The following is a 19,788-nucleotide window of genomic DNA, read 5'->3' on the forward strand; positions in this document are numbered from 1 at the left end:
TCTGTTTAGAAAATAAGTGTTCAAGTCGACTTTTAGTTCCAAGGAATATCCAGATCGACATTTTCGGCTAAATCAATACTTTCTTGTCGCTTGGCTTGTCTGAATTGTTTTCTGGCTTCATATCCTTGACAGATAAAACGTTCTTCTTTGGTCTCTGGCTCGATTGTTTTTGGCAAGCTCGCTCCTTTAGGTACGACAAAGGTCATAAAACAAGTTCCAGCTAGATAGCGTTCTCCCGTGAATAAATCTTCCCCGATCACTTTGGCAAATATCTCCATCGAGCGCGTACCTACTCCTGATACGTATGCATCGATACAGACTGAATGGTCTGCTTTTAAAGGGGCTAAAAAGTCTAAATGATCGACAGATGCCGTTACGATTGCCGCTCTAGATATTCGAACAGCTGAGATCCCAGCCGTTTCATCCAGCCATGCCATTAGTTGACCACCAAATAAGGTTTTATGAAAATTTAAATGAGGATACGTGATCATATGTGTTTGAATGGCTCTTGTTTGTGAACATTTCATTTGTTGTTTCCTTCTTTCATCGTTCAGTTACACGTCAAAGGCTGGTAGCATTCGGTACAGAGTCGCAATAGGCAAGCCCATGATCGAATAGTAGTCACCTTGAATACTTTTAACCAATAAAGCACCTTGCTCTTGAATCCCGTAGGCTCCAGCTTTATCTGTGTATTCTTTTGTATCTAGGTAGCGATTGATTTCTTCGTCCGTCAAATCGTAAAATTCTACTGTAGCAGGAACTGTAGCCGAAGATTCTTGATCATCTTTCATTAATACGACACTTGTATAAACTTTATGTGTTCTGCCACTTAGTTGACGCAGCATCCGAAAAGCATCCTCTCTGGAAGTGGGTTTTCCTAATATGTCATTATCAATTGTGACGATTGTATCGGAACCGATCACTAAATCATTTGGATATTGTTTGGCAATATGTGCTGCTTTTTGCGCCGCCATCGTTAAAACGTAGTCCATTGGGGTAAAATACCCTTTGACTTCTTCATTGATATCAGCTGGCACAATATCAAAATTAGGGATAATTCGGCTCAACAACTCACGTCTGCGAGGCGATTGAGAGGCTAAAATAACTGCCATTAGGATAAAACCTTCTTCCTATGTTTTTTAGTGTGGGTCTTGAATACGTTTAAACATTTTTTCCATGTCTGAATTTGTAAAATGAATCAAAACAGGACGACCATGAGGACAATTAAATGGATTCTCACAAGTCTCAAGATCCTTCAATAAGACACGCGCTTGTTGTTCATTTAAATAATGATTCGCTTTGATCGACCGTTTACAACTCATCATGATCGCTGTGGCTTCACGGAATTTTTTTACACTAACAGACCCTGTTGTCAAAAGCATATCGATCATCTCACGGATGATTGTTTCTTCTTCACCCGCTGGATACCACGTTGGATGAGCCCGAACAATAAAACTATTTTGACCAAAATCTTCTAAATGAATGCCAACTTCTGCTAAAGTTTCTTTTTGTTCTTTGATTTTTAGCGCGTCACTATTTGGATAATCGATCACGATTGGCACTAATAGCTCCTGTAGATTGTTCGTGACTTCACCGATTTTTTCTCTAAAATACTCATATTTGATACGTTCTTGAGCTGCGTGTTGATCGATGATATATAAACCATCTTTACTTTGAGCAAACAGATAAGTGCCATGCATCTGACCAAAATATTCTAGTTCTGGAAACCGTTCTTTCGGACGTTCATCCGACAACTTATTCAACACTTTATTTAAGTCATTTTGAGCTCCAGTTGCGGAAAAATCAAATTCTGGATGATGACTTAATTCTTCTTCATAGACTTGTTCGTCAACCGAGGGTTCTTCATTTTGCGGAGGTATTTCCGCAAGTTTAGTTGGTTCTGCCGTTTGGATATTATCAGATGGCTGATGCGCCTCAGGTTCATAAGGTGAACTGAAAGCATGGGCCATCAACGCTTCTTTTTCAAGCTCCTCTTTACTCAGAGATTCCGATTCTTTTGCCCCACTGTCCGTAGACGATCGGGGGACATATTCTGCTGTCGTTTCTTTAACAAAAAAGTTGCCACTCGTTGAATCATAGCCTAGGCTACCCGATGTGCGAATAGGTTTTGTTACTTCCTCTTGTTCTGTTAAAGGAATTTCCATTTGCTCCACTTTCGGCTGTGGTTCGACTTTCTTTTTAAAGCGAAGGTTATCTGCAGCATTTGGGATCAATTGCTCTTGGCTTAACACTTCACGAATCGCATCACTAATCAAGACCATCAATTCTTTTTCCTTACTTAAACGGACTTCTTGCTTGGTGGGATGAACATTGACGTCAACTAACAACGGATCCATCTCAATTTCTAATACAGCCAAAGGAAAACGGCCAACCATCAATTTGGAGCCATAACCGTCGACGACTGCTTTGTTCAACGCAAAGTTCTTGATATAACGACCATTAATGATCATTGACAAATAATTACGACTAGCCCTAGTAACTTCTGGTAATGAAACATAGCCTGTTAATTTAAAATCCAAATCTTCTGCTTCGATCTTTAGCATTTTTTTCGCCGTACTAATACCGTATATTCCAGCAATCGTTTGCTTCAAATCCCCATTTCCCGTAGTATTCATCATTTTATTGCCATCATGAACTAAACGAAACGCAATATTAGGATGACTTAAAGCTAAGCGGTTGACGATATCCCCGACATTGGCAAGTTCAGTTTGGATCGTTTTAACATATTTTAAGCGAGCTGGTGTATTGAAAAATAAGTTTGAGACGGTGATTTTTGTTCCTTTTCTTAAAGCGGCTGGGCGATGTTCTTCGACCTTACCGCCTTTCATTTGAACATAACTACCTTCCTCTTCTTCAGACACAGCTGTTTCTATAACAATTTCTGAAACGGACGCGATACTGGGCAAAGCTTCTCCACGGAATCCCAAACTGCGGATGCGAAATAAATCATCTCTTGTATGGATTTTACTTGTCGCATGGCGTTTAAATGCACTAAGAATATCATCTTTTGCGATTCCTTCACCATTGTCGATAATTTGGATCGTTTTCAGTCCTGCTTCTTCAATAAAAATATCGATTTGTGTACTTCCAGCATCGATCGCATTTTCTACAAGTTCTTTGACAACTGATGCAGGACGTTCTACTACTTCACCAGCAGCGATCTGATTGGCAAGTTGTTCTGATAATTCTTGGATTTTTCCCATCTATACGATCCTTTCCTTGCTCAGTTTTTTAGTTTAAATTCTTTTTTGCAGTTCATGCAATTTATTCAAAGCATCCATTGGTGTTATTTCTAATAAATTGATTTTCTTCAAGGTATCAATCACACCTAACTCATCCGTCGATACTTCTTTAAATAATGATAATTGTTCCGTATCTTCTTTAATCTCATCTTTGTATTCAACTGTTTTAAGCGGTTGCTCATCTGATTCTAAAGCCGAAAGAATCGTCGCAGCGCGCTCTAGTAATGCACTTGGTAATCCAGCGATTTTAGCTACATGGATCCCATAACTTTTATCTGCTGGACCATCCATCATTTTATGCAAAAAGACAACTTCGCCATTTTTTTCTACTGCACCGACGTGAATATTTTTCACTCCACTCAACTTTTCATCTAAGACGGTCAATTCATGATAATGGGTTGAGAACAATGTTTTCGCTTTAACTTCTCTGTGGATATATTCGATAATTGCTTGTGCTAACGCCATCCCATCATAAGTAGCAGTTCCTCTACCAAGTTCATCGAATAAAATCAAACTGTTTGGTGTGGCATGACGTAAGGCTTGATTGGCTTCCATCATTTCCACCATAAACGTACTTTGACCTGCAATCAGATCATCTGATGCACCGATTCGTGTGAAAATCTGATCAAAAATCGGTAATTCAGCCGATTCAGCTGGGACAAAACAGCCGATTTGAGCCATAACTACCGTTAGTGCTAGCTGGCGCATGTAGGTACTTTTACCCGACATATTTGGTCCTGTAATCAACAAAATAATATTTTCTTTACTCATATGAACACTATTTGGGATATATTCTTGATGCCCTAACACTTTTTCCACAACTGGATGACGTCCTTCAACAATATGTAGCTCTTTACTATTGCTTTTTAGGGTCGGGCGAACATATTGGTATCGTTCACTGACTGTTGCAAAAGCTTGTAAGACATCCACTGCACTAATTGTTTTTGCTAGTTTTTGCAGACGCTCGATGTTGGCTTTAACTTGTTCGCGAACTTCTAAGAATAATTGATACTCTAAATCGACCGATTTTTCTTCCGCTTCTAAAATCAAGGTTTCCATCTCTTTGAGTTCCGGCGTAATAAAACGCTCCGCGTTCGCCAGAGTTTGTTTGCGTTCGTATTTTCCTTCTGCTAGATTTGCTAAGTTGGATTTTGTGACTTCGATGTAATACCCAAAAACGCGATTAAACCCGACTTTTAAGGTTTTGATGCCTGTTTCCTGTCGTTCTTTGGCTTCTAGTTCAGCTAACCATTGTTTGCCATGGCGCATCGCATCACGGTATTCATCTAGTTTTTCGTTGTAATGATCTTTGATGATATTTCCTTCTGTAATGGCAAGTGGTGCTTCTTCGTTGATCGCATTACTGATCAGTTCAACGATGTCTTCAGCAGGATTTAACTCTAATAATAAATCATTCCATTCCCCTTGATTGATTCCTACAATCAATTCACGAACCAATGGTACTTGTTCTAACGAGGTTTTCAGCTGGATCAAGTCACGACCATTCACATTCCCAAATGCTACACGACCAGCTAAACGCTCCAAATCATAGACTTTGGTCAATGTAGATTGTAAATCAACACGTTCGAAATAAGCATTTAGTAAGGATTGAACCATTTCTTGTCTTGTTTGAATTTGTTTTTCTTGGATTAAGGGACGATCTAGCCATTGTTTTAATAAACGGCCACCCATTGCAGTTTTTGTCTCGTCCAGCAGCCATAATAGGGTGCCTTTTTTCAGTCCAGTTCGAATCGATTGGGTCAATTCTAAGTTGAATTTAGAATAGTGATCCATTTTCAAGAAATGATCTGGCTGATATTCTACTGCTTTTTGAATATGTGACAATCCACGTTTTTGCGTCACAGTTAAATATGTTAATAATTTGCCTGTTACATCAACTTCTAGCGGATGTGTCAGTTCACTTGTTAAAAAACTGAATTCAGCATTTTCTTCTGCTTGGTTTTGTTCAGAGAAAATAATGTTTAAGCGATCTTTTAATGTTTGTTGCAATGTTTCTGATAATTCGCTACCTAATACGATTTCTTTCGTTTGCAACGCCGATGCTTCATTAATCACCGCATCTTCATCACTTAAAACAGCTGTTTTTAGTTCTCCAGTACTTAAATCAACATACGCTAAACCAAATGTACCCTCCTTTTCGACGATAGCTGTTAAATAGTTATTGTCTTTCGCTCCTAAGCCTTTACTCGTCATCACAGTGCCTGGCGTAATGAGCTGAACAACTTCTCGTTTGACCATGCCTTTGGTGGTTTTAGGGTCTTCTACTTGTTCGCAGATTGCTACTTTATAGCCTTTTTCAATCAATGTATCGATATAGCCTTGTGCAGCGTGATGAGGAATTCCACACATTGGGATTGGGTCATCTGCATTGCGATTCCGACTAGTCAAAGTTAATTCCAATAACTGTGAAGCATTAACCGCATCTTCGTAAAACATTTCGTAAAAGTCACCTAAACGGTAAAACAGAAAAGCGTCTTGGTATTGGTCTTTGATTGCTAAATATTGTTCCATCATGGGTGTGTGTTTTGTTTTTTGTGGCATTGTTACCCTTCCTTCTCTAGTTCTTCATTGATTCTATATTGGATCATATCTGTGACGTGCTGCAAGAGGTCGTTGGCTTCCATCAATTGCTCGCGATAGGCCACAACTAAGGGATGTTCATCGAATTCTTTCGTTAATTCGTCCGCACGCTTGATTGCTTCTTTTTCTGCTTCTGGTTTATCATAATGAGCAAATTGAACAGCATCTTTTTGAGCGGCTTTGATTTGTTCTACTAATCCGGTCAGTTTCTCGTTATTTTGGACTTTTTCTTCTAATTCTTTATAACGCTGGATCAATTCGTCCTCGCCAAGCAAGGTCAATAATTTGGTTAATTCTTCATTTATTTCTTTATCTGTAATGGATGGCTCCATGATTTCACACCTTTATTCTGGGTAAGATTTTATTGTAAAATAGGTCTACTTATTTTAACATAATTCCAGCAGAATCAACAGTTTGCGAAAAAAAATAGCACCTAAGCAGTATAAGTTATTTTATAAGATAGCGTCAAAAGCTGAAATGGTCGATAAAAAGAACAGAGCACCCTTTTATTTTGGTTACTCTGCCCTTTAAGAATGTTTTGAGAACATAACATGCTACTACGTAAAATTCATCTTATCCTATGTTTGGATAATCCCCACTAACTCTATTCTACAAACGGACGATCTTCACTGATCTGAATCGGTTCGATTTTCTTCGCTTGTCCTGTCTGATCGTCGATATCAATGACACAAGCCGATAATAAACCCCGTCCTTCTTCGATGACTTCAAAACGTTTTGGTAATGCTGTCCTAAATTTTTCAATAATCGGTCCGCGCTTCATGCCTAAGATCCCATCATAAGGGCCTGTCATGCCGACATCGCTTAAAAATGCTGTCCCAGCTGGTAAAATCCTAGCGTCATTGGTCTGCACATGGGTATGTGTCCCTACAACGGCACTCACATGTCCATCTAAAAACCAGCCCATTGCTTGCTTCTCGCTCGTCGTTTCACCATGAAAATCAACAAAAATCAATGGTGTCCGCTTGCGAGCTTCTGTGATTAATTCTTCTGCTTTACGAAACGGATCATCAATATCCGCCATAAAAACACGCGCCTGCATGTTGATAACTGCTAATTCAAGTTGATTGACTTTGACAAAAACCATCCCTTGTCCAGGTGTCCCTTGAGGAAAGTTAGCCGGACGAATCATTTTTTTAGCATCGTCGATAAATTCGAAAATCTCTTTGTTATCCCAAGTATGGTTTCCTAATGTGACAACATCTGCACCATCTTGCAAGAACTTCTTATAGATCTTACCTGTGATTCCACGACCTGCCGCCGCATTTTCACCATTAAGAATCGTGACTTGTGGACGGTATTTTTTCTTTAATTTTGGTAAATAGGTCGTGATTGTCTCTCGACCTAATGATCCTACTACGTCTCCTATAAATAATATACGCAAAAAACTTCCTCTTCTCTTTTAATTTCTACTATTATTATAGAGGTTTTTTGAGCGGAAAGAAAGGGCTGTTAGTTTGTGACAGTTGTCATGGCTTTATTTTTAGTAAACACAGTTGAGAAGGTTCGCCACCTTTATTTTCCCTCATACAAGGAAACAGTTATTCAATACTCATCCATTTTCTAATACCAAAACTTATTAATTTAAAAAATCTAACAATTAGTTTAATATTGTGTATATAAATCATTTAATATTTGGTATCATTATGATTAGAGAGTATATATTTAATATATTTCGAAAAAAAATCAGACATATGCGCATAGTATCAATACCCATTTTTAATAGGCAAATAAATGAACTTCTAGCATTCAGAACCTGTGTGAAAGTTAATCACGCTAGCAATCATCGGTAACTGTAATACGTTTTTTTACCAGTAGTTTAGCGTTCTTTATTGAATAGAACCAAAAAGGAAAATCAAACCATTTTTTAGTTAAAATTGTTAGTAAAGACTTCATTATCCGATTTTTTTACTAGCATAAAAATAAAAGAAAGAAGGCCTTATGACCATGAAAAAATTGATCAAAAATAATTTACAAGAAATACGAAGTAGCACGAATATCACACAAGAAGAGTTAGCACAGAAAGTAGATGTCTCTATCCAAACAATCCAAAGTATAGAAAAAGGAAAATACAAACCTTCTGATTCTTTAGCGTTAAATATCGCCAATTCATTAAATAAAGAAGTATCAGATATTTTTTCTTAGGTCTTTAAGGATCAAGAAAATAATGGTACATTAGCTTGATACCTTGTCTAACTTATTCTTAAAATATGTGAATCATCAAAAATACAGACTACGCTCATAATCAAGTGAACCAAAAAAGTTTAACTTTTTCGGAGTAGAAAAATCTACTCCGTTTTTTCTGCGATGAAATTATATATGAAACTACTTGTTGTACTAATTTTCGACATTGGATAGGGCTTTCCCCGTTTAATTTCTTTTTCATACATCCATAAATTTATCGGAAGCTGTGGATGGTCCGCTCGTCTTTTTTGGGCTCTTTGATGCAATTACGTTCTTCAGGTGTTTCTTCGCTTACGGTTTCTTTCATATTCACATTTTTCTTAGTCAAAGTTAGCGGATATCCTTTCATTTTCAAGGATCCCTCAATACCAAATTTTCTAGCTTTGCGTATCTATGATCCATATTTAGTTAAAATTTCTGATACATAGTTTTGAATCGTTTCGCTAGACAAAAAGACTCTTCCAGCTAGTTGACTGGAAAAGTCTTTTTGTCTTGTTTCTTAATCTTCGATATATGTCCATTTAAAGTCATATTTTGCGCCTGTTGAGTGGTAAACAACGTCTTTGACTTTTTCAGAACGAAGATGTGCTTCAGCTTTTTGATACAATGGGATAACGCCCATATCGCCCATAATCACTTTTTCTGCATCTAACATATCTTGCCAGCGTGCTTCTGGATTATTTGCATTTGTTGTTGAAGCAGCATCTACTAATTTGTCATATTCTGGATTTGAATAGTGTCCTCTGTTATAAGAATTGTTTGTCGTAAATAAATCTAGGAAACTACTTGGATCAGCGTAATCTGCTCCCCAAGCACTAACTGCGATTTGGAAGTCACCTTTATTTGAGCGATCTAAACGAACAGAGAATGGTACTGGACTAACGGATACTTTTAATCCATCTAGTGTGTCAGACAATGAGCCTTGAAGATATTCAGCCATCTTCTTAGCATTGTCAGTGTCATCAATCAATAAATCAACTGATAACGTAGAAATACCTAATTCATCTTTGGCTTTCTTCCATGACTCTTTTGCTTTATCAACATCATATACAACTTCGTCACCTGATTCTTTCGCGAAGTCTTCATCTGTTTTTGGATTAACAGCTAAACCTTCTGGAACAAGACCAATCGGAACAGCAGAACCATTTGCCAAGATTTGATCCACTAACGCTTTGCGATCGATCGCATATGAGATTGCTTTACGTAAATTCACATTGCGGTAAGGTGAGCTTTCTTCTCTTTGGTTTGGTTCAAGATAGAAAGTTGAGGCACCTTTTAAAACGATATAATCCGGTTCGTTTTTCATTTGTTGTGCTAGTTCGCCAGATAGCGGTACTTCATCTGCTTGACCATCTTGGAATAAGTTTAATGAAGTTGGTGCTTCTTTTACTACATCAATTGCGACTTTGTCTAATTTAACAGTGTCTTTGTCCCAATATTTGTCATTTTTTGTGTAAGACCAGCTTGTATCTGTCCCAGGACCATCAAAATCAGTTAATGTAAATGGACCATTATAAACTGCTTTATCGCTTGCTGTTGTATAGTCTTTACCATATTTTTCAGCAATATCTTGTCTTTGTGGTAAAAATGAAGGGAACGCTAATAGATAATCAAAGTATGGCGTTGCTTTTTCTAAATTGATTTCTAGTTCATAATCCCCAATTGCTTTGATTCCAAGCTCTTCTTTTTTCATTTCACCTTTAGAGATCTTTTCAGCATTTTTTACAGAATTAAACATATAAGCATATTCTGATCCGGTTGCAGGATCAACCGTTCTTTGCCAGCCATAAACATAATCTGCTGCAGTTACAGGCTTGTCATCTGTCCATTTCGCATCTTCTCTTAATTTGATTTTATACGTCAGACCATCTTCACTAACTTCTGCCATTTCAGCTGCACCAGCTGGTTGAGGTTTACTTTCTTTGTCTAAGCGGTAAATCCCTTCGTACACATTATTCAATGCAACAAAACTTACTTCATCCGTTGCAAGTGAAGGGTCTGCACTTGGCATTTCTTGTCTTTCAATAAATCTAAATACTTTTTCATCACTACCTGAACCGCTATCGGCATTTTTAGCGTTTCCCCCACATGCAACTAGGGCGATGCTCGATACTGTAATTAAACCTAGTAAGGCACTTTTCTTTAATTTCATCTAAAAAACCCCCAATTTTAATAAAAGCTACCAAGAATATATCAAAGTTTTAGGCTCGTCACAATTAAAACACTACGATGGGTTTAGTAAAAATATTCTGAATTTTTTCTAATTTTTATGATAAAAAAGAAGCAACCTCTCCAAGGGAGTTGCTTCTTTTGACTTTACTTATTTAGCGTAATCTACTGCACGTGTTTCCCGGATAACGGTCACTTTGATGTGTCCTGGATAATCTAGGTCGTCTTCGATTTTCTTACGAATATCTCTAACTAAACGAACAGCTTCTAAATCTGTGATCTCATCTGGTTTGACCATTACACGAACCTCACGACCAGCTTGTACTGCAAAACTAGATTCAACGCCTTCAAATCCATTAGAAATATTTTCTAAATTTTCTAAGCGACGAATGTAATTCTCCATTGACTCGCTACGGGCACCCGGTCTAGCAGCTGATAAAGCATCTGCTGCTGCAACTAATACTGAAATAACAGAAGTTGCTTCTACATCTCCATGATGTGATGCTATTGCATTAATCACTGTTGAATTTTCTTTGTATTTCGCGGCTAATTCGGCACCAATCTCAACATGGGAGCCTTCGATTTCATGATCTAGCGCTTTACCAATATCATGTAATAGACCAGCACGTTTTGCTAATTGGATGTCTTCACCAATTTCTGCGGCTAGGACACCTGTTAATTTCGCCACTTCGATTGAGTGATTCAATACGTTTTGACCATAACTTGTACGGAAACGTAAGCGACCCAAAATCTTAATCAAATCTGGATGTAATGTGTGAGCGCCAACTTCAAAGGCAGCTTGTTCACCATATTCACGAATGCGTTCATCCATTTCTTTACGAGATTTTTCAACCATTTCTTCAATACGCGCTGGATGAATTCGACCATCTTGTATCAATTTTTCAAGCGTCATACGTGCGATTTCTCTGCGAATTGGATCGAATCCAGAAAGTACAACAGCTTCCGGCGTATCATCAATAATCAAATCGATTCCTGTTAAGGTTTCTAGCGTACGAATGTTACGTCCTTCACGGCCAATGATTCTTCCTTTCATCTCGTCGTTTGGTAAACTAACAACAGAGACAGTTGTTTCAGAAACTGAATCAGCTGCACAACGTTGAATCGCTAGTGAAAGTAAATTTTTAGCTTTACGATCCGATTCTTCTTTTGCACGTTGCTCAGATTCTTTGACCATTACAGTTAACTCGTGACTTAATTCTTCTTCTGTTGATTTCATGATGATATCTCTTGCTTCGTCTTTAGATAGTGAAGCAATACGTTCTATTTCTTGATGTTGCTTTTCAACTAGTTCTTCTACATCTTTTTCTCGCTCATCAATTAATTGCTGTCTAGCACCAAGTTTCTCTTCTTTTTCTTCCAGTGAGTTTTCACGTTTTTCAAGAGAATCATCTTTACGATCTAACGTTTGTTCTCTTTGTAATAAACGATTTTCTTGAGATTTAAGTTCTACTTTGCTTTCTTTCAACTCACTTTCAATTTCTGATCGATACTTCTGGTTTTCTTCCATAGCTTTTAATAAAGCTTCTTTTTTCAGAGTCTCTGCTTCTTTCGTAGCACTTTCGATTATACCTTCTGCAGAGGACTTTGCACCATCTATAGCCTTTTCATGACGTGATTTTGCAACGACTAACCCTAAACCAAGACCGACAATTACACCGATGATAGCGAGGAGAATTTCTAAACCCATTGTTTCCACCTCCGTACTATCTTCAAATTTTCAATATTCATGTAGTTTTCTGATAAACTATAATCAATTATCAATATGTCTACTTGCATACAGGTAAAAGTTATATACTAATATTTGTATACAACTTTATTCTAATGTTTGTGCACCAGTGTGTCAACTTAAAAAAGCCCTTTCCTATCGAAAGAGCTCTGGTAGTGAAAAGAATTTCTACTACAAAAAAAACAAACCAACAAAAAGCTTTTGATAGCCTTTAGTGGTTTGTTTCTAAATCTGTATTATTATTCATCAAGAGGAAGTTCTTCTTGCGCTTGTTCTTCTTCAACAAAAGCTGTACCATCACCGATGCCGAATGCATCACGGACACGTTTAGAGACTTCTTCTACCATTTCTGGATGTTCAGTCATGTAAACTTTGACGTTTTCACGTCCTTGACCGATTCGTTCTTCTTTATAACTGTACCACGCACCACTCTTATCAACAATATCTTTTTCGACCGCCATATCAAGTAATTCTCCTTCTTGAGAAATCCCTTGGCCGTACATGATATCTACTTCAGCTACTTTAAATGGCGGTGCCACCTTATTTTTAACAACTTTGATTTTTGTGCGGTTACCGATAATATCTGTCCCTTGCTTCAATTGTTCTGCACGTCTTACTTCTAATCGAACAGTTGCGTAGAATTTCAAAGCACGACCACCAGGTGTCGTTTCAGGATTACCAAACATGACACCAACTTTTTCACGAATTTGGTTAATGAAAATGGCGATTGTTTTTGTCTTGTTAATTGAACCTGAAAGCTTACGTAAAGCCTGTGACATCAAACGTGCTTGCAAACCAACATGACTTGCTCCCATCTCTCCATCGATCTCTGCACGCGGTACTAAAGCCGCTACAGAGTCAATTACAACGATGTCGATTGCGCCACTGGAAACCAATGCATCTGCGATTTCTAGACCTTGTTCACCAGTATCTGGTTGTGAAAGAAGTAACTCATCGATATTCACACCCAAAGCTTGCGCATATTGAGGATCTAACGCGTGCTCTGCATCGATAAATGCAGCTGTTCCGCCTTGCTGTTGTACAGATGCGATCGCATGTAATGCAACAGTCGTTTTACCAGAACTTTCTGGTCCATAGACTTCAACGATTCGTCCACGAGGATAACCGCCAACACCTAATGCAACATCTAATGCTAGTGAGCCACTAGGAATAGTCGAAATTTGTTGATCGATCTTTTCCCCTAATTTCATTACTGAGCCTTTACCAAAATTCTTTTCGATTTTTTTTAATGCGGCATCTAAGGCCACTTTACGATCATCTGCCAATCGATAATCCTCCTTATATATAAACGATTTAAGTTCCTTTTCAATACATATATCATAACTGGTTTACTTAAAAAAAGCAAGAGAAAAACGAACAAACATTCGCCTTTTTAATTTTTCTTAACTACCGCTCTTCGAACCAGGTCTAAGCCTTTCATCACGGCACTTTGACGAATATACTTTCGATCACGATTAAACTGTTGAAGTACAGCTATTGTCGGTTGACCTTTTTGGGCTAAACCAATCCAAACAGTTCCTGCTGGCTGGCCTTCTAATTCATCTGGACCTGCTACACCTGTAAATGAGACAGCTAAATCTGCCTCTGCAACCTTTCTTGCTTGTTCTGCCATAGCGATTGCACAAGCTTCGCTAACGGTTCCTTCTTTTTCAAGTAATGCCGGATCAATCCCTAGAAAACGTTCTTTTGTCCCTATAGAATACGTAACAAAACCACCTTGGAAAATTTCTGAAACACCTGGTATATCTCCTAAGGTACTCTGGAACAGACCTGCCGTTAGACTCTCCGCAGCTGTGATCGTTTTTCCAGATTTTTTTAATTCGTCTACTGTGACTTTTACTAGGCTATTGTCATCACCATATCCATAGAAATACTCGCCAACTTTATTCATCACTTTTGCTTCTAAATCATCTAACAACTGCTGACCAGTTAATTCATCAGCAATTTTAGCTGTTAAGCGTAATGTCACTTCATTTGGTTTGGCATAGGGGGCAATCGTCGGGTTGGTTTGGCTGTCGATCAACTCTTTTAATTCTGTCACTAGTTGTGATTCGCCAATACCGTAAAACCTTAACACTCTTGATATTAGCTGTTCTGCTTGCGGAAATAGGTCTTCCAATAGCGGCCGGGCATTTTGTTTAAACATCGGGTTTAACTCATTCGGTGGCCCTGGCAATAACAGATAGGTCGTCTCGTTTTCCGTGATCAATGTTCCTACTGCTAGTCCTGTAGGATTTTGAACCGCAATCCCACCCTCGATCATCAAGGTCTGTCTCAAATTGTTTTCGGTCATTTTATTCTTTGAAAACTTGAAAAATTCATGAAGACGAGTAAGTGCCTGCTCATCTTGAACTAAAGAACGATGAATATGTTCGGCTACAGTATCTTTAGTCAAATCATCGTCTGTCGGTCCTAATCCACCGCATAGAACGATTAGATCACTGCGGCCATCAGCTTCAACCAATAATTGTTCTAGTCGCTTCGGATTATCTCCTACAACGGTATGATAGTACACCTCAATTCCCAAATCTGCTAATTCTTCTGATAGAAACGTCGCATTTGTATTGACAACTTGTCCTAATAATAACTCTGTACCAACTGCAATGATCTCTGCTTTCATTTTTCTCCTCTTCTCTGATAAGATACGTAAATGATTCTTATTTCATTTTATCACAGGAATTTTTTTTATTACTACCAAACGCCTTTATCTGCTTTATAATCTAAAACAATGGTATCACTATCATTTATATAATATTATGGTACAATTTGTATAGTGAGTTAAAGGAGGAAAAGGAGAATATGGCAGTATTTATTGCACTTATAAGCTTTTTAGGAATACTAATTGGAGGCTTTCTTTCATTAAAAGCACTTTTCAAAAAACAACCAAAACAGAAGGCATTACTTTTAACAGGTGCTAGTTTTATCGTAATGATCGGCGCTGGATTTGCACTACCCGCATCTCCAAGCATTGATATTGCGGACAAATCAATAGAAACAAACGATCAAGGAACCGCGACAATTGAAGGAAAAACGAATGATGAAAGCGAGATCACTCTTGGTGGCGAAAAAGTCGAAACAAAAAACGGTACTTTCTCTTATAAAATTACATTAAAAGATGATCAATCACAAAAGCTAACCTTTGTTGCTTCAATCGGCGATAAAGACAAAGCTGAAACTATCGAAGTCAAACCTTCCAAAGCATTTGTTGCTTTTTTAAATGAAGCAAAACAAGATCAGGAAACAGTAAAAAAAGCTGAAACTGCCCTAGTTTTAGCTGAAAATAAACCTACGCAAAAAAATTATAATGAAGCCGCAACACGTATTACTTCATTAACTAATGAACAAAAAGATTTTACCCGACGGTTAGCCATCGTAAAAGACAATGTCCCGATTTACGAAGCTGTTGAACTAGCAGAAACAAACCAAACAAAAGAACATGTCGATTCTGCAACTGCCTTAGTTGCAAAAGCAACCTTAAATAAAGACTCTTTGCTAAAACGTTTGACAACTGTTCAACAAAAAATTACTGAAAAAGAAAAGGCAAAAAAACAAATTGCCACTGCTCGTGAAGCCGTAGAAAAAGCAGAGCAGGAACCGACAGATGATCATTACAATCAAGCAATTGCTAGAATCAAAGAACTGCCAAATGGCAATGCCGAGTTAACTAATCGAGCAAACAATGTAAAACAAACACTTACAAATCAAAAAGAAGAAGCAAAAAGAGTTGCCGAAGCACAGAGGAGAGCTGAACAAGAAGCCCAAAAAACAGCTGAACAAGCGCAAGCTGCCGCTGCCGCTCAAACACCAGAAACTCCTGCTCCAGATACACAAGGGATTGGGCAAACTGTCTTAGTTACACCAACTGGTTCTAAATATCATAATCGCAAATGCGGCAATGGTACCTATACTCCAGCAACGCTAGAAGAGGCACAAGCAAGAGGTCTTACCCCTTGCTCTAAATGTTTTTAAAACTAATCATAAAAAATAGGCACTTCCCATCTAAGGAAGGCCTATTTTTAACGTTAAATCAATGTGTAAACAGATAAGCAGAAACCAAATACAAAATCCAAATATGCAATGGATAGAAGAAATAAAAGAAGTTCTTCATCCCTCTTCCTTTTTCACCATTAAACAATAAAATCGGAATCACAGCAAAAATCATCATCCATTGTGTTGATCCTTGAGAAAAGAAAAATAGAGCTGCTATCGCGATCAACAGACATTGCAACCAACGTTGATTTCTTGCTAAATACATCAATGGGATTAGCAATACCATAAAACTATTTTCTGTAAACAGCAATGCTGGAATAAAATTCACACCCCAGACTGCAGCCATGATCGTATTCGGATTTGACAAGAGTGAAAATAAAATACCCGATGAGATGACTGGAAATAGTATAATAGCAACGCCTAATAAAATTTTCCCGATTTTTTTACTTGAACGACCTTCAGAAATTTTATCGATTCCATACATCATTAATGTTCCAACCAAAAGATCGCGAAAAATATTATTTATCAACTGAACTTCTTCGTATCCAACAATATTCTGAATTACAAAACTGCCTAATGCCATAAGTACCATGCCTAAATACAACCGCATTATATATTTTTCTTTGCTTCTTGTATGACTAAAACCCACCACACTCACAAAGAAGAAAAGCGTCGCAACAGGTCGTCCAAACCAATCAAGCCAATTCGGCGCCCCCATCGGAACAAACATTTGATGAATATGATCGATAAACATCAGAACAATGCCCATTATTTTTAAATCAAATGTCGTAAATCCCTTAAACTTACTCGTTGTTAAACTATTCATTTTGATACGCTCCTCACTTATTCACCTAAAATATTATAAACTAGATAGTTCTTTTCTACCTTAGAATCACCTTTCAAGAATCTTTCAATTTTGTCATTCGAAAACGAGTAGAAAGGGTAATATTTGATGATCCAAATTAAGAGGATTTACATGATAGTTACAGGACTAAATACTATGTTAACAGCGTTGCCTAACACACTTAATTCATGTGCGAGTGAGAATCAATTGAGGATTTTTTTTCTTTTAGACCTAACAAAAGTCTAGCTTTTGAGATTGATAAAATTTCGGATTAAGAAGATGGAACTACAGAATCTGAGTGTTATGTTGTTTTGTTAAATAAAGAAGAGTCGATGCAAGTTTTCTTAAGCTTAGGCAGATCAAGTATGATTAATTACATTTTTTTAATGCAATGTAGACTCCCGAAAAAGTTTATTTAATTAGTATGAAAAACTGTAAACAACACTCAAAATTAACGAGTTTGTTTACAGTCTGAGCTCATTATAATTACTTACGTAAAAAGATTGTGTTCATTTAGAACCACCAGTTGTTGTTACAGCCAGTTAATCGAGTGCTATTGTTATACCCATTCTGACCACATTTAGCGCTCCAATTATAGCAGGCCCTGTTATTACTTCCATATGCTTGGTTATTGACCCCAAATCCTTGAATGACTTTCATTTCCTCCATAGTTAATTCTTCAAATGATTTTCCAACCTTTTGTAAGGCAGTTTTATTTAACATAGATTTCAACCTCCTTGTTTAGTTCATTATATTTTACTATTTGTTAATTGAAAAGTAAAGTTGAAAACATTGAGATTCGTATAGGTTGAACAGATTTTATATCAACGCCGGCAACCTTCATATATATCATGATAGTTGTTTAGGATAAGCTTGTCCGGTTGGGTAAAAAGTATAAAGAGAAACAAAAAATGAGCCTGGACATAACTAAAAAGGTTATGTTTCAGGCTCTTAGTAACCGAATAAACGGTGGGCGCAGAAGCAACTCCTTCGGAAATAAACACTTCTGTCCCAACCTCAAATGCTAAATCATCTGATTTCATATGATGATTTTATTGAGCTATGGTTTCAACCGTACTATAAATTTTAATCGGTATATGGAATCCATCGCCTGAAACGGCTTCTACAGTTATTCTATCTCCACTTTTCAAGCTAATTGGACCATTAAATTGAGAATTTGTTGAATAGTCACTTGCTCTATTCGATGCCCGACCAACGTATTTACCGTTCACTAATATTCTATAATAAGAAGCATTAGGATGTTTTGTACCAGAAATATGAACAGCGCTATCTGCTGCTACAGGATTCACACTAAATGTTTCAGAAGGAATTTTATCTGGCTGAATGACTCCTTGTTCTACAATTGTTTCAACTGTTGAATAAATATTTTTTTCAACATAGAATCCATCACCTGAATAAGCTTCAACTGTAACTTTGTCTCCAACAGACAAGGCAATTGGACCATTCTTTCCAGATATATTTACGTAACTAGTAGAATACTTTAACTTCCCATCAATATATCGGGTTCCCGCTTGTGAAACATATCGACCGTTAACATACACGGAATAGGATGTCCACGGCGTAGATATCGCTGTACCACTAATATGTTGTAAACCTGACTTTACAGAATCGATAGTTATCTGATCTTGAATACTCGTCTCTCTATCCTGTTCGGAAACCTCTGTAGCATAGCTTGTTTTTCCTATGAATAGACTCGAAAACAAACCTAAAGCAATTACTGAAACTAGAACTAATTTTTTCATCATTTGTACCTCCTATTTATAAGTTAAATTTATAATAGCATATAAATATAAACAAATTATAAACAAATAGAAAATAATAAACAACTTAATGAGTTGTAACTGAGGGAGTAGACTATAATGAATGTAGAGGGTAAGAAACTTTCAAGAAGCGTTCGTTACTACTTCTTTATGTCGGGATCAAACATTATTCATAAAAATTTGATAAGAAATATAGACTGGACCATGCAAAGAAAGGATCAAAATCAGAATTACGAGCTAAAAATAACTATTTTTGGTACAAGCACCCCTTGTACTTTAAATCATTTTCTCTGTGTATGTTATACTGTACTCATTATAAACACCAAAGGAGTTTGCTCATGATTATTGTCCCTACAAAAAAATCATTACCACTTTTCAATGAATTTCCAGTCTCTACTAATACCTTAAGTTCAACTGAACGATCCTTTTTCTCTTGGCATGCTAATTATTTTACTTTAGATAGAAAGAAAATTTTAGTGTTAGTTAATGATCTTTCTTTTTCTCCAATCGTTTTAGCTGACATTAACGCTAAAAATAGTCCACATCTTTCTCTCTATATAAAAGAAGGTATTGAACATGTCTTTAGTTATAGTACAGACAAATCGTATCAAATAAAAAAATATTTTCTGAGAGCTGGTAGAATGGAAATTTCTTATGCTTACAATCGCTCTGTTATGAGTATCAACAATAATATGATTCAACTGTTAAAATCTTATCCTGAAAATATTGACCAACGTTTACGTTTACAAATTTCTGAAATGGAATTTCTTGCAAACATTCCTTACCGTAGTATGACCCCTGAATATTCTTTCAGTACTGAAGTAGTTAAAAATGAGTTAGAAAAGTTATAGACTGAACAGACGCAAAAAAGTTAGACCACAAATCTAATTTCTTGGGATCACTACAGACTTCCTAACTTTTTAGCATGCTGCTATGAAAAATAATGGACTATTTACTCCAATGAACATGACAAAATTTCAATTAGAAGGTTACTATCACATTCTTGTTTTCTTTTTTTATTGAAATCCTTCATGCAAAAAAAACATCAGAAACAAAATAATAATAACTGATTGTTATAATTTATTAAAACATGTCGAACAAACGTTTAGTATTAGATATTCGTTACAGAAAATACCTGCATATTATTCGGTTAATAAGAGAGATTATGGC

Annotated in this window: 17 protein-coding genes; 3 read left to right on the plus strand and 14 right to left on the minus strand. The window is 36.9% G+C overall.

From position 1 onward, the window contains the following. Nucleotides 1–32 precede the first annotated feature (32 nt). From AC1PU0_RS15575 to AC1PU0_RS15600, 6 genes are all read right to left on the minus strand, one after another. Nucleotides 33–527, minus strand: coding sequence for an acyl-CoA thioesterase (locus tag AC1PU0_RS15575; protein WP_069653410.1), 495 nt, complete (start codon nt 525–527; stop codon nt 33–35). Nucleotides 528–554: 27 nt separating this feature from the next. Beyond that, complete coding sequence (locus AC1PU0_RS15580; RefSeq protein WP_206848933.1) at nt 555–1,112, minus strand: Maf family protein; 558 nt, start codon at nt 1,110–1,112, stop codon at nt 555–557. Nucleotides 1,113–1,139: 27 nt separating this feature from the next. Continuing rightward, nucleotides 1,140–3,224: a DNA mismatch repair endonuclease MutL gene (gene mutL / locus AC1PU0_RS15585; protein ID WP_206848931.1), complete on the minus strand. Its 2,085-nt coding sequence runs from the start codon at nt 3,222–3,224 to the stop codon at nt 1,140–1,142. 33 nt (nt 3,225–3,257) lie between these two features. Then, nucleotides 3,258–5,825 carry a DNA mismatch repair protein MutS gene (gene mutS, locus AC1PU0_RS15590; RefSeq protein WP_206848930.1) on the minus strand — a complete coding sequence of 856 codons (2,568 nt, stop codon included), beginning with the start codon at nt 5,823–5,825 and terminating at the stop codon, nt 3,258–3,260. A gap of 2 nt (nt 5,826–5,827) precedes the next feature. Then, nucleotides 5,828–6,196 (minus strand): YlbF family regulator, encoded by a 369-nt coding sequence (locus AC1PU0_RS15595; protein ID WP_206848929.1) that lies wholly within the window; start codon nt 6,194–6,196, stop codon nt 5,828–5,830. A 272-nt stretch (nt 6,197–6,468) separates the two neighbouring features. Beyond that, a complete protein-coding gene (locus AC1PU0_RS15600; RefSeq protein ID WP_206848928.1) occupies nt 6,469–7,266 on the minus strand; it encodes a TIGR00282 family metallophosphoesterase in 798 nt (265 codons plus the stop codon). 557 nt (nt 7,267–7,823) lie between these two features. On the opposite strand from AC1PU0_RS15600, the gene AC1PU0_RS15605 reads away from it, so the two are divergent. After that, nucleotides 7,824–8,027 (plus strand): helix-turn-helix transcriptional regulator, encoded by a 204-nt coding sequence (locus tag AC1PU0_RS15605; RefSeq protein WP_479998559.1) that lies wholly within the window; start codon nt 7,824–7,826, stop codon nt 8,025–8,027. Between the two features lie 253 nt (nt 8,028–8,280). Here the strand turns inward: AC1PU0_RS15605 and AC1PU0_RS15610 are convergent, their stop codons facing one another. The 5 genes from AC1PU0_RS15610 to AC1PU0_RS15630 form a co-directional block, all read right to left on the minus strand. Beyond that, nucleotides 8,281–8,415 (minus strand): hypothetical protein, encoded by a 135-nt coding sequence (locus tag AC1PU0_RS15610; protein WP_479998560.1) that lies wholly within the window; start codon nt 8,413–8,415, stop codon nt 8,281–8,283. 150 nt (nt 8,416–8,565) lie between these two features. Beyond that, nucleotides 8,566–10,218, minus strand: a complete 1,653-nt coding sequence (locus AC1PU0_RS15615) for a peptide ABC transporter substrate-binding protein (protein WP_206848926.1) — start codon at nt 10,216–10,218, stop codon at nt 8,566–8,568. Between the two features lie 168 nt (nt 10,219–10,386). Further along, nucleotides 10,387–11,943 carry a ribonuclease Y gene (gene rny, locus AC1PU0_RS15620; RefSeq protein ID WP_111246840.1) on the minus strand — a complete coding sequence of 519 codons (1,557 nt, stop codon included), beginning with the start codon at nt 11,941–11,943 and terminating at the stop codon, nt 10,387–10,389. 278 nt (nt 11,944–12,221) lie between these two features. Next, entirely contained in the window at nt 12,222–13,268 is a 1,047-nt protein-coding gene (gene recA / locus AC1PU0_RS15625) for a recombinase RecA (protein ID WP_069653419.1), read from the minus strand. 107 nt (nt 13,269–13,375) lie between these two features. Then, nucleotides 13,376–14,623 (minus strand): competence/damage-inducible protein A, encoded by a 1,248-nt coding sequence (locus AC1PU0_RS15630; RefSeq protein WP_479998561.1) that lies wholly within the window; start codon nt 14,621–14,623, stop codon nt 13,376–13,378. A 179-nt stretch (nt 14,624–14,802) separates the two neighbouring features. Here AC1PU0_RS15630 and AC1PU0_RS15635 point away from each other — a divergent pair, with 179 nt between their 5' ends. Beyond that, nucleotides 14,803–15,972: a hypothetical protein gene (locus AC1PU0_RS15635; RefSeq protein WP_479998562.1), complete on the plus strand. Its 1,170-nt coding sequence runs from the start codon at nt 14,803–14,805 to the stop codon at nt 15,970–15,972. Between the two features lie 58 nt (nt 15,973–16,030). Here AC1PU0_RS15635 and AC1PU0_RS15640 read toward each other — a convergent pair whose 3' ends face one another. From AC1PU0_RS15640 to AC1PU0_RS15650, 3 genes are all read right to left on the minus strand, one after another. Continuing rightward, nucleotides 16,031–16,819 (minus strand): TraX family protein, encoded by a 789-nt coding sequence (locus AC1PU0_RS15640; protein WP_206848920.1) that lies wholly within the window; start codon nt 16,817–16,819, stop codon nt 16,031–16,033. A 531-nt stretch (nt 16,820–17,350) separates the two neighbouring features. Continuing rightward, nucleotides 17,351–17,560, minus strand: coding sequence for a mersacidin family lantibiotic (locus AC1PU0_RS15645; protein WP_206848918.1), 210 nt, complete (start codon nt 17,558–17,560; stop codon nt 17,351–17,353). A 329-nt stretch (nt 17,561–17,889) separates the two neighbouring features. Further along, nucleotides 17,890–18,600 (minus strand): hypothetical protein, encoded by a 711-nt coding sequence (locus tag AC1PU0_RS15650; RefSeq protein WP_111246835.1) that lies wholly within the window; start codon nt 18,598–18,600, stop codon nt 17,890–17,892. Nucleotides 18,601–18,956: 356 nt separating this feature from the next. Here AC1PU0_RS15650 and AC1PU0_RS15655 point away from each other — a divergent pair, with 356 nt between their 5' ends. Next, nucleotides 18,957–19,469 (plus strand): DUF6933 domain-containing protein, encoded by a 513-nt coding sequence (locus tag AC1PU0_RS15655; protein WP_206848916.1) that lies wholly within the window; start codon nt 18,957–18,959, stop codon nt 19,467–19,469. Nucleotides 19,470–19,788: the final 319 nt, after the last annotated feature.

The sequence above is a fragment of the Enterococcus sp. XAF26B05_ASV22 genome, assembly GCF_056727285.1.

Coding starts and splice junctions, on each gene's coding strand:
- mutL (WP_206848931.1), bottom strand. CDS start 3,224: ATGGGAAAAATCCAAGAATTATCAGAACAACTTGCCAATCAGATCGCT.
- AC1PU0_RS15645 (WP_206848918.1), bottom strand. CDS start 17,560: ATGTTAAATAAAACTGCCTTACAAAAGGTTGGAAAATCATTTGAAGAA.
- AC1PU0_RS15640 (WP_206848920.1), bottom strand. CDS start 16,819: ATGAATAGTTTAACAACGAGTAAGTTTAAGGGATTTACGACATTTGAT.
- mutS (WP_206848930.1), bottom strand. CDS start 5,825: ATGCCACAAAAAACAAAACACACACCCATGATGGAACAATATTTAGCA.
- AC1PU0_RS15635 (WP_479998562.1), top strand. CDS start 14,803: ATGGCAGTATTTATTGCACTTATAAGCTTTTTAGGAATACTAATTGGA.
- AC1PU0_RS15580 (WP_206848933.1), bottom strand. CDS start 1,112: ATGGCAGTTATTTTAGCCTCTCAATCGCCTCGCAGACGTGAGTTGTTG.
- AC1PU0_RS15655 (WP_206848916.1), top strand. CDS start 18,957: ATGATTATTGTCCCTACAAAAAAATCATTACCACTTTTCAATGAATTT.
- rny (WP_111246840.1), bottom strand. CDS start 11,943: ATGGGTTTAGAAATTCTCCTCGCTATCATCGGTGTAATTGTCGGTCTT.
- AC1PU0_RS15610 (WP_479998560.1), bottom strand. CDS start 8,415: ATGAAAGGATATCCGCTAACTTTGACTAAGAAAAATGTGAATATGAAA.
- AC1PU0_RS15630 (WP_479998561.1), bottom strand. CDS start 14,623: ATGAAAGCAGAGATCATTGCAGTTGGTACAGAGTTATTATTAGGACAA.
- AC1PU0_RS15650 (WP_111246835.1), bottom strand. CDS start 18,600: ATGAAAAAATTAGTTCTAGTTTCAGTAATTGCTTTAGGTTTGTTTTCG.
- AC1PU0_RS15615 (WP_206848926.1), bottom strand. CDS start 10,218: ATGAAATTAAAGAAAAGTGCCTTACTAGGTTTAATTACAGTATCGAGC.
- AC1PU0_RS15575 (WP_069653410.1), bottom strand. CDS start 527: ATGAAATGTTCACAAACAAGAGCCATTCAAACACATATGATCACGTAT.
- AC1PU0_RS15595 (WP_206848929.1), bottom strand. CDS start 6,196: ATGGAGCCATCCATTACAGATAAAGAAATAAATGAAGAATTAACCAAA.
- AC1PU0_RS15605 (WP_479998559.1), top strand. CDS start 7,824: ATGACCATGAAAAAATTGATCAAAAATAATTTACAAGAAATACGAAGT.